The organism is Phaeobacter sp. 11ANDIMAR09 (assembly GCF_001294455.1).
Taxonomy (GTDB): domain Bacteria; phylum Pseudomonadota; class Alphaproteobacteria; order Rhodobacterales; family Rhodobacteraceae; genus Pseudophaeobacter.
Map to the genome: position 1 here is coordinate 37968 of NZ_LIKT01000009.1, position 15051 is coordinate 53018.

At 59.2% G+C, this 15051-nt stretch carries 12 protein-coding genes; 9 read left to right on the forward strand and 3 right to left on the reverse strand.

Features of this window, described 5'->3' with window-relative positions; all coding sequences use genetic code 11:
• The first annotated feature begins 127 nt into the window (after positions 1 to 127).
• On the forward strand, positions 128 to 613 hold the full coding sequence (locus tag AN476_RS09695) for a hypothetical protein (RefSeq protein ID WP_054461191.1): 486 nt from the start codon (positions 128 to 130) through the stop codon (positions 611 to 613).
• Here AN476_RS09695 and AN476_RS09700 read toward each other — a convergent pair.
• Positions 610 to 1875, reverse strand: a complete 1266-nt coding sequence (locus tag AN476_RS09700) for a VWA domain-containing protein (protein WP_054461192.1) — start codon at positions 1873 to 1875, stop codon at positions 610 to 612. The two genes, AN476_RS09695 and AN476_RS09700, sit on opposite strands and share 4 nt — an antisense overlap.
• On the reverse strand, positions 1875 to 2783 hold the full coding sequence (locus AN476_RS09705) for a MoxR family ATPase (RefSeq protein ID WP_054461193.1): 909 nt from the start codon (positions 2781 to 2783) through the stop codon (positions 1875 to 1877). Before AN476_RS09705 ends, AN476_RS09700 begins: the two co-directional genes overlap by 1 nt.
• Positions 2784 to 3084: 301 nt before the next feature.
• Between AN476_RS09705 and AN476_RS09710 the strand changes: the two genes are divergently transcribed.
• The 8 genes from AN476_RS09710 to AN476_RS09745 all read left to right on the forward strand — a co-directional run bounded on the left by AN476_RS09710 (position 3085) and on the right by AN476_RS09745 (position 13307).
• A complete protein-coding gene (locus tag AN476_RS09710; protein ID WP_054461197.1) occupies positions 3085 to 4128 on the forward strand; it encodes a glycosyltransferase family 2 protein in 1044 nt (347 codons plus the stop codon).
• 9 nt (positions 4129 to 4137) lie between these two features.
• Positions 4138 to 4764, forward strand: a complete 627-nt coding sequence (locus AN476_RS09715; RefSeq protein WP_054461199.1) for a sulfotransferase — start codon at positions 4138 to 4140, stop codon at positions 4762 to 4764.
• The gene (locus tag AN476_RS09720) at positions 4764 to 7127 is read left to right on the forward strand and encodes a glycosyltransferase family 2 protein (RefSeq protein WP_054461200.1); all 2364 of its coding nucleotides are present in this window, start codon (positions 4764 to 4766) and stop codon (positions 7125 to 7127) included. The genes AN476_RS09715 and AN476_RS09720 overlap by 1 nt, the downstream gene beginning before the upstream one ends.
• A gap of 149 nt (positions 7128 to 7276) precedes the next feature.
• Positions 7277 to 8389, forward strand: a complete 1113-nt coding sequence (locus AN476_RS09725; RefSeq protein ID WP_054461205.1) for a glycosyltransferase family 2 protein — start codon at positions 7277 to 7279, stop codon at positions 8387 to 8389.
• 188 nt (positions 8390 to 8577) lie between these two features.
• Positions 8578 to 9534: a hypothetical protein gene (locus AN476_RS09730; protein WP_054461207.1), complete on the forward strand. Its 957-nt coding sequence runs from the start codon at positions 8578 to 8580 to the stop codon at positions 9532 to 9534.
• A 138-nt stretch (positions 9535 to 9672) separates the two neighbouring features.
• A complete protein-coding gene (gene pyrC, locus AN476_RS09735; RefSeq protein WP_054461209.1) occupies positions 9673 to 10713 on the forward strand; it encodes a dihydroorotase in 1041 nt (346 codons plus the stop codon).
• Positions 10714 to 10805: 92 nt separating this feature from the next.
• Positions 10806 to 11486, forward strand: a complete 681-nt coding sequence (locus tag AN476_RS09740; protein ID WP_054461210.1) for an orotate phosphoribosyltransferase — start codon at positions 10806 to 10808, stop codon at positions 11484 to 11486.
• Positions 11487 to 11837: 351 nt separating this feature from the next.
• Positions 11838 to 13307 carry a replicative DNA helicase gene (locus AN476_RS09745; RefSeq protein WP_054461449.1) on the forward strand — a complete coding sequence of 490 codons (1470 nt, stop codon included), beginning with the start codon at positions 11838 to 11840 and terminating at the stop codon, positions 13305 to 13307.
• Positions 13308 to 13781: 474 nt separating this feature from the next.
• Here AN476_RS09745 and AN476_RS09750 read toward each other — a convergent pair whose 3' ends face one another.
• On the reverse strand, positions 13782 to 15047 hold the full coding sequence (locus AN476_RS09750; protein ID WP_054461451.1) for an ABC transporter permease: 1266 nt from the start codon (positions 15045 to 15047) through the stop codon (positions 13782 to 13784).
• Between the last annotated feature and the right edge of the window lie 4 nt (positions 15048 to 15051).

The following is a 15051-nucleotide window of genomic DNA, read 5'->3' on the forward strand; positions in this document are numbered from 1 at the left end:
TCTAAAGGACTTGCCACCGGAGTGACTTGATCGAAATCAAATCACATTCAATTAATGGAATTTTATTAACCCTTGGCTTTTGGCACCTCGCCACTAGGATTGACATCTCGCCTATTGGGGAAAAGCCATGTTCAGAAAAACTGCCGTCTTTTGCCTTACCTTCTGTGCCGCCCTGCCCGCTGCGGCCCAACCCATTTCCCAGCATTTCGACAAAAACAGCGATAGCTGCTACCAGCGCCTCTACTCTGCCAGCCATCTGGCCAGCCACCCGGTGCAAAAGGTTGAGGCAATTGAGCTGTCGCATTTCAACGCTGACAGCCAGGCCATGCCAGGCAGCGAGATGAACCTGCACTTCGCCGTCCGACTACGGGGTCGCTCGACCTGGCGAACCCCTGTGATCTGCAGACCACAGGGCAACAGGCTCTCCTGCGGCGTCGAGTGTGACGGTGGGCGATTTGATGTGGTGGCCAGGACTGGCTCCTCCATCCTGATCACCGGTGGAACGGATCTCTATTTCTCCGATTGCAATGCAAAACCCCGCATTCTGGAGCGCGCGCCCGATGATAAAGTTTTTATGCTGCACCGCCAGCCGCTGTCCAATTGCCGTCGCTAGGCCCGTTGTCTGACCTGCGCCATCAGTCGGGTCTTTTCGCCCGTATCACGTTCATCGCTGATTGCCCGCACCAGTTCTTCGAGCGAGACGATGGAATGGCCCGCCCGAAAACTGTCCACATGAGGCAGCATGGCGCGAATGCCCTGGGCCTTGGCGGCAAAGCCGTCCCAGCGCAGCAGCGGGTTTAGCCAGATCAGGCGACGCGCCGACAGATGCAGCCGCTGCATCTCATGCGCCAGTGCCTTTGGATCGTCGCGGTCCAGCCCATCGGTGATCAGCAACACCACCGCGCCCTGCCCCATGACCCGACGCGACCAATCCCGGTTAAAGTCATGCAGGCAAGCGCCAATCCGGGTGCCGCCCTCCCAGTCCTGGGCCTCAGCCCCCGCCGCCGCCAGGGCTGCATCCACGTCACGCGTCGCCATATGGCGGGTGATATTGGTCAGCCGGGTGCCAAAGGTAAACCCGTGCACCCGGGCCCACCCTGCGCCTTTGGCATTGGCCACAGCATGCAGGAAATGCAGCACGATACGGCTGTAGTGGCTCATTGAGCCCGAGATATCGCAGATCACCACCAGATTGGGCCAGCGCTGGCGGCGCTTGGCGCGGGCAATGACCTGTATATCTCCGCCCCGGCGGGCTGCTTCGCGGAAGGTCCGCCGCCAATCCGCCCGCGTCCCGCGTTTTGCCGCCATAAGTCGCCGCGATTGCATCGGCTGCACCGGCAGTTTGATCTGCGCCAGGATCTTTTTGGCCTGCGCCACCTCATCGGTGCTCATCTGCTCAAAATCCAGGCTGCGCAGCCGCTCTTCTGAAGACATAGTCAGCGAGGCATCAATCTCAAAATCGCTGCCATCTTCCTCCTGCTGGTCGGGCACATCCACTTCCTGGTTTGCCCCATCCAAGAGCGCCTCTGCGGCGCGTTTTTCCCCCGGTTTGGCGGGCTTTTCCTCCTGCACGCCTTTGATGGCAGGCAAAAGCGCCGCCATCATGCGTTCCAGAAACCTGGGATCGCGCCAATAGAGGCGGAAAATCTGGCCAAAGACCACCCGGTGCTCGGGCTTGGAGACAAAACAGGCGTGCAGAGTCCAGTAGAGATCCTGGCGCGAGGTAAAACCTGCCGCCGCCACCGCCTCCACCGCATCAATCACCCGCCCTGAACCGATGGGCAGCCCCGCCTTGCGCAGGGCGCGGGCAAAATGGGTGATGTTCTGCGCTAGCTTGGGCTTATCCGGCAGGGTTAGCTCTGGCAGCTCGGCCATCAGACCTCATCCAGGCTGTCACGGGCCTGATCCAGAATGCGCTTGGCCTCTGATCCTTGCAATTGCGCGATATCGTCTTGGTATTTCAGGATCGCCCCCAGGGTATCGGCGATCACCGCAGGCGAGAGGTCGATTACATCCAACGCCAGCAGACAATTGGCCCAGTCGATGGTCTCGGCCACGCCGGGCTTCTTGAACAGATCCTCGGCGCGCAGCTGCTGGACAAAGGCCACCACCTCGCGGCTGAGCTGCTCGGTGGCTTCTGGCGCGCGGGCCTTTAGGATCTCCACCTCGCGGGTAAAATCGGGGTAATCCACCCAGTGATACAGGCAGCGCCGTTTCAGCGCGTCATGCACCTCGCGGGTACGGTTCGAGGTCAGGACCACGATGGGCGGTTCCGGCGCCTTGATGGTGCCCAGCTCCGGTATGGTCACCTGAAAATCGCTCAGCGCCTCCAGCAAAAAGGCCTCAAAGGGTTCGTCCGTCCGATCCAGCTCGTCAATCAGCAAGACCGGCGGGCCGTTTTCATCCGGGCGCATAGCCTCAAGCAGTGGACGTTCCACCAGAAAGTCATCCGAAAACAGCTCTGCCTGCAGCCCAGCCCGATCGGCGCCTCCGGCTGCCTCAGCCGTGCGGATCGCCACCATCTGGGCGGCAAAGTTCCACTCATAGACCGCCGAAGAGGCGTCCAACCCCTCGTAGCATTGCAGCCGGATCAGCCGCCGCCCCATAGCTGCCGCCAGGGCCTTGGCGATTTCGGTCTTGCCGACTCCGGCCTCGCCTTCCAGAAACAGGGGCCGCCCCAGCTTCAGTGACAAAAACACCACCGTCGCCAGCGGGCGACCGCAGACATAGCCCTGTTCTGTCAGCATCTGCTGGACGTGATCAATCGACTCGGCCTGTCTCATACGCTGCCCTTTGCATCTGCCAAACGCCCCGCTGGCGCCTCGGTTCCCTGCAACAGGCCATGCGATGCGGTTTGGGTCAAGTCACCGAAACCTGCCGTTACGTCTCAGAGGCAACACTCTGCCCCCGTCCGGCCTGCAGCCCGGCGCAAAGATTGACGCCCGCGCCCGGCAATGCGAAACTGCCGCCTATAAGATAAAGCGCCCGATAAAGCGGCGCTGCGAGGCAGACGGGTTTCAAACCCACAATCAGGCGCAGCTGGCAGCACAGGCCAAAGCGCGAGCATATGAGAGGGGATGCGAGATGCGCATCACCGCAGTGACCTGCGTCAAGAACGAAGGCCCTTTCCTGCTGGAATGGATCGCCTTTAACCGCCTGATTGGCGTTACGGACTTTCTATTCTATTCAAACGATTGCACCGACGGCACAGCCGAACTTCTGGAGGCTTTGGCGGCGCGGGAAATGCTGGTACATCTGCCCAACCCAGCCCAGGGGCGCAACTACCAGATGGAGGCCTTGAAAGATGCTGCCCATCAGGAGGTGGTGCGCCAGGCCGATTGGCTCTGGATCGCTGACGTGGATGAATTCCTCAACATCCATGTCGGGGCCCATGACATTCCCAGCTTGATCGAGGCCTGTGGCAATGCCAAAGCGATCTCAATTGGGTTTCAGTTCTTTGCCAATGACGGCATTGAGAGCTTTGTGGACGCGCCCGTGATTTCGCAGTTCACCCGCTCGCATAACCCCGACATCTGGTGCGCCGAAACCGCGATTGAGGTCAAAACTCTGGTGCGGCAGGACTTTCCGCTAAAGTACTACGGGGCGCACCGTCCCTTTTTCAAAAAGAACCTACCGCCACGCAGGTTTCCCCGCTGGAGCGACGGATCCGGGCGCGATGTGCCGCATAAATTCCTGGTGGCGGACAATCCGCGCCGCATTCGTAAGTTCCCCGCGAAGGGCAGCCGCGATTTTGCTACGCTCAACCACTATGCCCTGCGCTCGCTGGACAGCTATCTGGTCAAAAATGACCGTGGCGATGTCAACCGCGAACACCGCGCCTTTGATGATAGCTACTGGCGCGAACGCAATGATCCCGCCTATCAGGACTTGTCGATCCAGCGCTACCTGCCGCAGCTGGCCGAGGCCTTGGAAGAGCTGAAGTCCGACCCCGAAATCGCCGAACTGCATGCAACCTGCGTCAGTCGGCATATCGAAAAGCGCGACGCGCTGCTGGCTCAGTCCAGCTACCAAGATATGCGCCGCCAGCTCTTGGCGAGCTCGACCCTGCCGCCACAGGAAGAAGCTCTGCTCGAAGATCTGGGCCTCATGGTCAGCACAACAGAGTAGGTCGGCATCATGGAACTAAAAGTCATCAACCTCGGCCTGCCAAAATCAGGCACCACCACACTGAACAAAGCGCTGACGCAAGCGGGCTATACCGTAGCGGATCACCGTCTGAAAGATCGCGAAGAAGACCGCCCCGGCAAGCGCCGGGTCTTTGTCGGCTCGATGCTCTATAAGGGGCTCTATGAGGCGGGCGACCCAATGGCCTACATGAAGGACTATGACGCGGTCTCTGAGATCAGCTTTATTCATGGCAAGTTTTCGGTCTGGCCGCAGTTCGATTTTGCCATGATCAAGGTCCTGCAGGATCTCTATCCCGATCTGCGCTTCATCGCCACGAGACGCGATGCCGAAAGCCATTCCAAATCGATCATGGCCTGGAACAATCTGGGCAGCACCCGCCTGCCCGGCAGCACGGTTCCGGGGTTGCCCATCGGCTATGGCAAGACGGCGGATCAGCAGATGATGTGGATCGATGGCCATTACGAGGCGCTGAAACACTGGTTTCGCGATGATCCCCGCTATCTGGAGGTCGATGTCGCCGCGCCAGAGGCGCAAGCAAAGGTCAGTGCTCATCTGGGGCGTGATCTGCCCTGGTGGGGCAAGGCCAATGTCAATCGGAAGGCGCAGAACACCTAATGCGGATCTATCTTCATATCGGTCTTGAACATACCGGCGCCGAGCGTCTTCAGCAGATCATGGCGGACAAACGCGACCAATTGCGCGTCAAAGGCGTGCTGTTTCCCCGTGCCCCCGGCGGCAAGAACCATACCCGGCTGTATATGGCAGTGACTGACCCAGACCACGTCGATCCCCTGCGCTACAACCGCGGCTTTATCACAGCGGAGAAACAAAACCGTCTGTATCAGACTTTGGAGCAGGAGTTGCAGCGCGAGGTGGCGCAGGCGCGGCCCGAGATCCTGGTCCTGTCTGCTGCACAGCTGGGAACAAAACTCCATCGCCAAAGCGAATTGGAGCGGCTGAAAGCCCTGCTTTCACCACTGTCCGACGACATCCGCGTGATCGCCCATATTGACGCCCCAGCCACTGCGCTGGCACGCCACTATGGCGCCCAGGTCCTGGAGGGGCGCGACCGCCCTCTGTCACAAGAGCTCGACCTTTGCAGCAGTGCAGATTGGTGGTCGGATGCACTGCGTAGCATGCCTCCCATCGATCCGCAGGCGGGTCAGTTTGAGGAAACCCAAGGCGCCCCCTTCTGGCTCGATTACACCGCTCTGCAGGCCCATTGGGAGAACGTCTTTGGACAGGGAAGCTTCAGTTACCGCCCCTTTGACGAAGAGCTTATCTATGGGGCAGACGCGCCGGGCGAAATCTGCGCAGCCTTTGGCATTGCCAGTCAGATTGGCCGCAGCCCAATGGGGAAAAAACCGCAGCAGCCCTCGGCAGCCTGGCTTGCCCGCGGCCGTCAGCTCAACCACCTGCTGCTGCAGCTCTTGGCCCAGCGTGGCAAGATCCTGCCGCGTCAGCTGTGGCGCAGCTTTCTGAATGAAATCACCATTGCAGGAGACGCAATTGCCCCTGCCACATTGGCCCCAGTGTCACGGTTCTTTGCCGCCGCCAATCAGGAGCTGGCCCAGCAGCACCCCGCGCTGCAGGCCGCCGGATTTGGCAGCGAGACAGAGACGTCGCGGGTAGACCAAACCTGGAAAGAAGCCGATCCCGAGCGTGGCTTTCGCGCCTCGCAGTATCTCTTGACCTTTATGCGTCGGATCAACCGCGCCACCAAGGAAGAGATGCAGACCAAAGGCAGCGACCTGCAAGACATCAGCAAGGCCAAAGCTCCCGCCACGGCACAGCCAACAAAAGCAGCCCTGTCGGTGATGACACCGCGGGCGCTAGAGAACTTTGAAATGCTCCAAAGCTCTCCCTTTAAGCCGCATAACAACCTGAGCCCAAAGGGCGAAGACCTGCCCCTGCCCCCCTATGACATTGCTCCGCTACGCCAGTTGCCAAAGGGCAGCAGCGGAAATGTCATCGTGGGCTGCATGAAGAATGAAGCCCCCTACATTGTGGAATGGGTCGCCTATCACCGCGCCATGGGGGTGGACAACTTCCTGATCTACACCAATGGCTGCGAGGATGGCACCAGCGAGATCCTTGACCGGTTGCAAGAGATGGGCGTTCTGCAGCACCGAAACAATGACGATTGGAAGGGCAATTCACCCCAGCAACATGCGCTCAATCAATCCTTGAAAGAGCCGGTGATCATGAATGCGGAGTGGATCATCCATATCGACGTGGATGAATTCATGAACGTGCGCTGCGGCAATGGCACGCTACAGGACCTGTTTGACCGGGTGCCGGAGGCCAGCAATATCGCCATGACCTGGCGGCTGTTTGGCTCCAATGGTGTCACCCGGCTCAAGGATGATTTTGTCACCCAGCAGTTTGACTCCTGCGCACCCAAGCACTGCCCCAAGCCGCATACGGTCTGGGGGTTCAAGACCATGTTCAAAAACATCGGCGCCTATCAAAAGATCAGCTGCCATCGCCCCAATAAATTGGAAGAAAGCCACCGTGATCGGGTGAAATGGGTCAATGGCTCGGGCCGCGATATGACCTCGGAAGCGGCTGACAACGGTTGGCGCAACTCGCGCAAATCCATCGGCTATGACCTCATCCAGCTCAATCACTATGCCCTGCGCTCTGCCGAGAGCTATCTGATCAAGCGCCAGCGTGGCCGGGCGCTGCATGTGGATCGCTCGATCGGGATCAACTACTGGATCCGCATGGATTGGAACGACCACCGCGATGTCACAGTGCAGCGCAACCTGCCGCGCCTGCAGGTCGAATACGACCGGTTGATGCAAGATGACGCCCTACGCGGTTGGCATGAAAAAGGTCTGGACTGGCACCGTGCCAAAGCTGATGAGCTGCATAAAATGGACGAATTCGAAGATCTGTACCAACAGGCGCTGACCCTGAAACTCACCGCAACTGAACGCGTCGCCTATGCACTGGCGCTAGACCTGGAAAGCTGAGCAATGACCCGTGCCAGCAGGCAAGCCTCCATGCAGATCAACATAGCTGGCGGCCCAAGGGCGGTCTCTGTCCCTGCGGCGCAGCTTTGGTCTTCTTTTCCAGCCTGTCCCGTGGCAAGCTCCCTGTGTTCTGCTCTGGCTGGTGATTAATGCGGTTTCTGGCAATCCTCACGGTTCGCAACGAAGGTGCCTTCCTTTTGGAATGGCTAGCCCATCATCGCGCTGTTGGCTTCACTGATTTCCTGGTCTTTTCCAACGATTGTCAAGATGGCACGGATGCCATCCTTGATCGCCTGGATGAGCTGGGCCAGCTGACCCATATTCGCAATGACGGCCCCTATGGCAAGGGCGGCATCCAGTTCACCGCGATGAAACAGGCCGACAAGCACCCCTTGGTCAAACAGGCCGATTGGATCTTGGCCTTGGATGTAGATGAATTCGTCAATATCAAGACGGGCGATGGGACATTGACAGACCTGCTGGCCGCCCTGCCCGAGGCCGATGCCGTAACCCTGACCTGGCGCTTGTTTGGCAATGCCGACACGCTGCGCTTTGAAGATGGCCCGATCACTGAACTGTTTCGCCGCTGCGCCCCAGAGGTGATCCATTGGCCCTGGCGTGCTTCGATGTTCAAGACGCTCTACCGCAACAATGGCACCTATCGCAAAACCGGCGTGCATCGCCCGCGCGACGCAAAAGACCCTGAAAAGGTTGAGAGTTTTCGCTGGTTCGACTGCACTGGCCGCGAGCTGGGAGAGGCCTTTAAGACGCGACGTTTGTTTTCCAACTATGGCCGCAAGAATTACGACCTGGCCCAGCTCAACCACTATCCCTTGGGCGCCATGGAAAGCTACATCCTTAAGGCCGATCGCGGTCGCGCGGTACATTCCGACCATATGTTAGGTACCGACTATTGGGTCGAGCGCAACTTCAACACTGCCAGTGACACCTCGATTGATCGCTACAAAATCGCCCGTCAGGAGCTGGAAAGCCAGCTGCTGGAGGACGAGGGGCTGGCCAAGCTGCGCGCCAAATCCGTGGCCTGGCGCCAGCAGAGATTCCGCGAATTGATGCAGAAAGAGCCCTATCGCGCCCTCTTTGCCCGCCTGCTGATGACCCCGCCCTCGCGCCTGATCAATGCTGTGACAGCCCAAACGCTGACCACCTTTGCCAATCTGGGCCGCGCCGCAGACAAAGCCGCAGACAAGGCCACGGCCAAAGACCCGCACACAGACCAGGCCCCTCAGGACCGTCAAGGGTAACTCTCTCAGCCCATTTCAGGACAGCAAATAAAGCCCTGCGCGATCCGCTTTCCACCCGGCGCATTCCATGTGCCGGCGCAGAAGGGCCAGCAAAGCGACCAGAGATTTTCCAATTTTAGCCGCATTCCTTGCCTAAATCTTAGCCCTATCGGCCGCTGTATCCGGTCAGAGTAAGGGATGTTTAGGCAATGCAAGAGAATCTCGAGATCCTGGATGAGGACCTGTCTGGTCTGAAACCCGCCCAATGGGAGAAACGTCTTGCCGCCCTCACTGAAGAACTTGGCATGTTCCAGCCATTGGGCCCTAAACACTGCGCCACCTTTTTGGATCAGGGCAACACGCTATTGGTCACATTTGAAACGGTGCAGGGAATCCACAATCTTTCCAAACTGGCGCAGCCACTGGGCTTTGACATGGTCAAAAGCCAGGGCTGGTCGCATCTGGGCCTGCTCTCCAGTGGCGACACCTGGTTCCGCAACGACCGCGTCTTTGGCTTTTTTGACCAATTGATTGATGATGGCTTCTTTGACGAATTCGACAATGTGATCTTCTATGGTGCGGGCCCCTGTGGCTATGCGGCTGCGGCTTTTTCGGTTGCGGCACCTGGCGCGACTGTGGTCGCGATTCAACCTCAGGCGACGCTAGATCCGCGGATGACCGAATGGGACGAACGCTTTGTCGAGATGCGTCGGGTCTCTTTTACCGACCGCTATGGATATGCGCCCGACATGCTGGATGCCGCCAAACGGGCCTTTGTCTTTTACGACCCCTATGAACGGCTGGACGCGATGCATGCCGCTCTGTTCGCCCGTAAAAATGTCGCGCGGCTGCGGGTGCCCAACCTTGGGGCCGCGGTGCAGACCCGCATGATTGAAATGGACATCCTGAGCTCTATCCTGGAACAGGCCGCCAGTGGCGATTTTAATGAAGCCGAATTTGCCCGGCTGTTCCGGGCGCGGCGCGACAATTCCTCCTATCTGCGCTCGCTGATGGGACGGTTGGATCAGTTTGATCGCCCGTTTATGCAGGTGCTCTTGTGCCGCAATGTGGTGTCGCGGCTCAGCGCCCCCCGGTTCCGTCGCCGCCTGCAGAACCTGGAAAAACGCGCCGCCGAGGGCGATTTCGAACTCCCCTCCAGCCTTTGACAAAACACCACAGAGCCTAATCACACATCCCTTCAGACCCCCGGCGCAGCCCTGCAGAAGCGCAAATCTGCGCTGGCGATGCTGTGCCGCAGGCTCCCGCTGCTTTCCCTTTTTGCGCAGCTGTGCTAACGCGGCGCCATGACCCAGACCCTCACCCTGACCCGCCCCGATGACTGGCATCTGCACCTGCGCGATGGCGCAATGCTCAAGGCCGTCTTGCCCGAAACGGCCCGCGATTTTGGCCGTGCCATCATCATGCCGAATCTGGTCCCCCCTGTGGTAACCGGCGCCCAGGCCGCCGCCTACCGCGATCGCATTCTGGCCGCCCTGCCAGAGGGGATGGCCTTTGAGCCTCTGATGACGCTCTATCTGACAGAGGATACGGACCCCGAAGACGTCGCAGCCGCCCATGCCTCGGGTCTGGTCAAGGCTGTCAAGCTCTACCCAGCGGGCGCCACCACCAATTCCAGCAGCGGCGTCAGCAATTTTGACAAAGTCCGACCGGTTCTGGAAAAAATGGCCGAAATCGGTCTGCCGCTCTGCACCCATGGCGAAGTCACCGATCACGACATTGATATCTTTGATCGCGAAGCGGTCTTTATCGACCGGGTCCTCGACCCAATCCGCCGCGCCACTCCCGGGTTGCGGGTGGTGATGGAACATATCACCACCAAAAACGCGGCTGATTATGTCGCCAGTCAGGAACAGGATCTAGGGGCCACCATCACCACCCATCACCTGATCATCAATCGCAACCATATCCTGGTGGGGGGCATCAAGCCCCATTACTATTGCCTGCCCGTGGCAAAACGCGAAGAGCATCGACTGGCGCTGCGCACGGCCGCAACATCCGGGGATGCGCGCTATTTCCTTGGCACTGACTCAGCGCCACATGTGGACGCCGCCAAAGAAAGCGGCTGCGGCTGTGCCGGCTGTTTCACCGCCACCAACACCATACCGCTGCTGGCCCATGTCTTTGAAGAAGACGGCAAGCTGGAGAACCTGGAAAAATTTGCCAGCCAGAACGGCCCCGCCTTCTACCAGCTGCCAGAAAACCCGGGCCAAATCACGCTGGTCAAATCCGAGGCCGCAACCCAGTTCCCGACCAAGATCGCTTCTGATGACGGCCCCGTCACCCTCTTTGACCCCGGCTACCCGATCTACTGGTCGGTGGCCTGACCGGCCCCGCACCCGATATCATCTTTCCCCAAATATTCCCGCCGGAGGCATCCGCCCTCGCCTCTGGCACCCAGGCTTTCGAAGGATAGACCATGATCCCGACCTCCTACCCCACCCGCGAAGAAATCGCCCGCCTCTCCGCCAGGATGCTGCTGGAAATCGGCGCTGTAAATTTCAATGCGCGCGAGCCCTACACCCTGGCCTCCGGCCTGCCCTCACCCAGCTATGTTGACTGCCGCAAACTGATCTCCTTCCCACGCATCCGCACCACCTTGATGGATTTCCTCACCGTCACCGTGATGCGCAATGCCGGTTTTGAAGCCTTTGACAATATCGCCGGCGGTGAGACCGCAGGGATCCCCTTTGGCGCCCTGGTGGCCGAACGCATGGCGTTGCCCATGACATATGTGCGCAAAAAGCCCAAAGGTTATGGCCGAAACGCCCGTATTGAAGGCGTGATGACGGAAGATCAGCGTGTATTGCTGGTGGAGGACATGACCACCGATGGCGGCTCCAAGCTGTCCTTTGTCGATGCCATCCGCGAGGCCGGCGCCAGCTGTGGCCATACCGCGGTGATTTTCTACTATGACATCTTCCCCGAAACCACCAAACGTCTGGGCGACCACGGGGTTGAGCTGCACTATCTCTGCACCTGGTGGGATGTTTTGGCCGAGGCGAAGGCCCAGAAGGCCTTTGACGCGGAAACCCTGACCGAAGTTGAGAGCTTCCTCAAGGATCCGCGCGCCTGGCAAGAGGCGAACAAAAAGACCTAATCCGCAAAAATCCGCCGATCCGCCAATGGGCCGCTCCGCACGAGAGCGGCCTTTTCTTTTGCAGACATGGGTTTGGCCTGAGGCAGGCAAGATCCCGCAGATCTATCCCAGCCTTATCCACAGAGATTTCCCGATACCAAACCTGGACAAATCACAGTACAACTTGCGCTTAAACCAAAGAGAGCAGCAATGAACGATATCCCCCCCAGCGCCCCCCTGCCGGATGAAATGCCCGATCACATCTCCAGCGAGATGCCCGATGAGATGGCGCAGGATCCCATGCAGATGATGGGAGATATCCCGGCCAGCCAGGCGCTTGCCTCGACCACAGGTCAGGGTCAGAACCAGGGCATGGTCGTTGCCAAAGCCGCAGAAGAGGCTGTCGAGCTGCCCCATTCGGTTGAGGCCGAGCAGCAGCTTCTGGGCGCGATCCTGACCAACAATGATGTTTATGACCGCATCGCCTCGATCATCAATGCCACCCATTTCTACGATCCGGTCCATACCCGCATCTATGAAATCGCTGCGGCGCGGATCTCCAAAAACGCTCTGGCATCCCCGGTAACGCTTAAGGCCTTCATGGAGGATGACGAGGGGCTGAAAGAACTCGGCGGCCCGGCCTATCTGGCAAAGCTGGCCGGCGCGTCAATCTCCGCCTTTGCGGTGCGCGACTATGCGCAGATGATCTATGATCTGGCGATCCGGCGCGAACTCATTGCGCTCGGCCAAAGCATCGCCGACAAGGCCCGACGCGTTGATGTCACCTCGGAGCCCAAGGAGCAGATCGTCGAAGCCGAACAATCGCTCTATCAGCTGGCCGAACAGGGCCAGACCGAAAGCGGCTTTAAGTCCTTCCTCAAAGCCGTGACTGAGGCAGTCAATGTCACCAACGAGGCCTATCAGCGTGGGGGGGGCATGGCCGGCGTCTCCACTGGTCTGGCCGATCTCGACAAACAGCTCGGCGGCTTGCACCCTTCGGATTTGCTGATCCTGGCGGGACGTCCTTCGATGGGCAAAACCTCCCTGGCGACCAACATCGCCTTTAACGTCGCCAAGGCCTATAAAAAAGGCACCAAACCCGATGGCACCGAGGGCGCGATTGACGGCGGCGTTGTTGGCTTTTTCTCACTCGAGATGTCCGCCGAACAGTTGGCGGGCCGGGTTCTGGCCGAGGCCTCGGAGATTTCCTCCCACAAGATCCGTCAGGGTGACATGACCGAAAGCGAGTTCCGCCGCTTTGTTCAGGCCGCCAAGGATCTGGAAAGCTGCCCGCTGTTCATCGATGACACCCCTGCCCTGCCGATCTCGCAGCTGGCTGCCCGTGCGCGTCGTCTAAAGCGGACCCATGGGTTGGATGTTTTGGTGATTGACTACCTGCAGCTCTGCCGCGGCATGGCGGAAAACCGGGTGAACGAGATCGCTGAGATCTCCATGGGCATGAAGGCCATCGCCAAGGAACTGCAGATCCCGGTGATCGCCCTGTCACAGCTGTCGCGTCAGGTGGAAAACCGCGACGACAAACGCCCGCAGCTCTCGGATCTGCGCGAATCCGGCTCGATCGAACAGGATGCCGACGTGGTGATGTTCGTGTTCCGCGAGGAATACTACAAGGAACGCGAAAAGCCCGGCGATCACGAGCTGGACAAGATGGAAGAGTGGAAAACCGCGATGGAGCGGCTGCACGCCAAGGCCGAAGTCATCGTCGGCAAACAGCGTCACGGCCCCATCGGCACGGTGGAGCTGTCCTTCACCGCCGAATTCACCCGTTTTGGCAACCTGGCCAAAGAATGGCAAAACGGCCCCCGCGAAGACGAGTACTAATCCAGCCCGCGAACGATCCAACAAAACCCTAGGGCAGCGCCTGACCCTGGGTGGGTGCAAAGCGCCCTCCCGTGGGGAGGGTCGGGCGCTGCCCGGCCTATCTACTGGGTGGAGTCTCCATGAGCGCACCGCTCGTTCCTGTCTGCCAATCGACAAACTAAAAGCGATGCACGTCTCTTAAAATTGCCCTTTGACCAATGTCTGCTTCGAGCCTGACCTCTGAATTCGACTTTCTCTCTGCGTTGGCTCGCATTGAGAAAAATTCTGCGACGGCGCAGATCACGGCAATCCAGTATTGTGGAGGTTTCGACCATTCGCTCAGGGCGCCGCGATTTTGAAGCCATGAAATCAAACATCGCGAACAAACCAACCCTGTCCCGCAGAGCTTCAATTGCAGTAAGGCCATGGCGTTAGAAAAGGCTGCGCACCGGGTTCGCAAACCCGGCGTGTTTCATTTTCAGCGTGGTGTCCGGCTCAGCTGCGCCCTTTCCAGGGAACCAGCCAATTCTCGGCCCGGCGCATCAACACATCGATGCCAAAGCCGATCACTCCGATAAGTATGATCCCCATGAGCACGATGTCGGTCAGTTGGAACTTGGATGCGACCATGATCATCATCCCGGCGCCCTCTGACGCCGCAACCAGTTCGGCTGCAACCACCGTGCCCCAACAAACCCCCATGGCGACACGCGCGCCGGTAAAGATCTCGGGCAGCGAGTTGGGCATGATGACATGGCGCATGATCTGCAGCTTGCTTGCACCCAAGGAATAGGCCGCATGCACCTTGGAGATATTGACCCCGGACACACCTGCCCGCGCTGAAATCGCCATGATCCAGAGCGAGGCCAGGAACAACAGGATGATCTTGCCCACCTCGCCGATACCAAACCAAATAATTACCAGCGGGATCAGCGCCAGCGGCGGCACCGGGCGCATGAATTCCACGATCGGTTCGAACCAGCCACGGAACCAGTCGCTCAAACCCATCGCATAGCCCAACGGGATCCCGATCAGCGCCCCGAAGAAGAAGCCGGCAATTACGCGAAACAGCGAATAGCCCAGATGTTTCCACAGCGTGCTGTCACGGTAGCCTTCATTGGCGATTTCAATCACACGACCCACAACGGCTTCGGGCGGCGGCAGCCAGATCGGTTCCATCTGCAAGCCCTTGGGCGGAGAGAAGCTGATGGCGCCCTTGCTGGTCAGGGCAAAGCGCCCGGCATCCGTGCGGATCGAGCCGCCCGGTGCAATCGGGACTCCATCAATGGCGACAACCCTGGTCCCTTCTTTGCGCGTGACCTCGTCATTCTTGTCAAACAGCACAGTGGCCGAACGAGAGGCGGACATGGCCAGCGCATCGTCCTTGGCCAACCCGTCGCCAAGCGGCACGTCAAACTTCTCCGGTTTCTCGCCGAAATCCACGACGCGCACATGCACGGTGGCATCATCGCGTTCGCCGTCTTGGGTGGCCACCGTATAGGTAAAGGATGTCTCGCCAACAAACGGGCCCGGCGCGTGCAGGAACCCCGGCACCCAGGCCGACCCTGTGAACGACCCCCAAAGCAGGAAAATCGTCAGAACCGAGACCACCGAAGCAAACCGGTTCGAAATCACCGCGCTTTCATCGCCAAAGGTCACGGTTTTGAGCGAGGTGAAATCAGTATTCGTGCGCTGCACGACGAACCGCACAATAAGGAAGGAGATCACGAAGATCGCGACGTATACCAGCAGGATCATCAATCCA

Bases quoted from the DNA above. Each gene is read 5' to 3' on its own strand.
- AN476_RS09710 (WP_054461197.1), top strand. From the start codon at position 3,085: ATGCGCATCACCGCAGTGACCTGCGTCAAGAACGAAGGCCCTTTCCTG.
- AN476_RS09700 (WP_054461192.1), bottom strand. From the start codon at position 1,875: ATGGCCGAGCTGCCAGAGCTAACCCTGCCGGATAAGCCCAAGCTAGCG.
- AN476_RS09705 (WP_054461193.1), bottom strand. From the start codon at position 2,783: ATGAGACAGGCCGAGTCGATTGATCACGTCCAGCAGATGCTGACAGAA.
- AN476_RS09745 (WP_054461449.1), top strand. From the start codon at position 11,838: ATGGTCGTTGCCAAAGCCGCAGAAGAGGCTGTCGAGCTGCCCCATTCG.
- AN476_RS09725 (WP_054461205.1), top strand. From the start codon at position 7,277: ATGCGGTTTCTGGCAATCCTCACGGTTCGCAACGAAGGTGCCTTCCTT.
- AN476_RS09715 (WP_054461199.1), top strand. From the start codon at position 4,138: ATGGAACTAAAAGTCATCAACCTCGGCCTGCCAAAATCAGGCACCACC.
- AN476_RS09695 (WP_054461191.1), top strand. From the start codon at position 128: ATGTTCAGAAAAACTGCCGTCTTTTGCCTTACCTTCTGTGCCGCCCTG.
- AN476_RS09720 (WP_054461200.1), top strand. From the start codon at position 4,764: ATGCGGATCTATCTTCATATCGGTCTTGAACATACCGGCGCCGAGCGT.
- AN476_RS09730 (WP_054461207.1), top strand. From the start codon at position 8,578: ATGCAAGAGAATCTCGAGATCCTGGATGAGGACCTGTCTGGTCTGAAA.
- pyrC (WP_054461209.1), top strand. From the start codon at position 9,673: ATGACCCAGACCCTCACCCTGACCCGCCCCGATGACTGGCATCTGCAC.
- AN476_RS09740 (WP_054461210.1), top strand. From the start codon at position 10,806: ATGATCCCGACCTCCTACCCCACCCGCGAAGAAATCGCCCGCCTCTCC.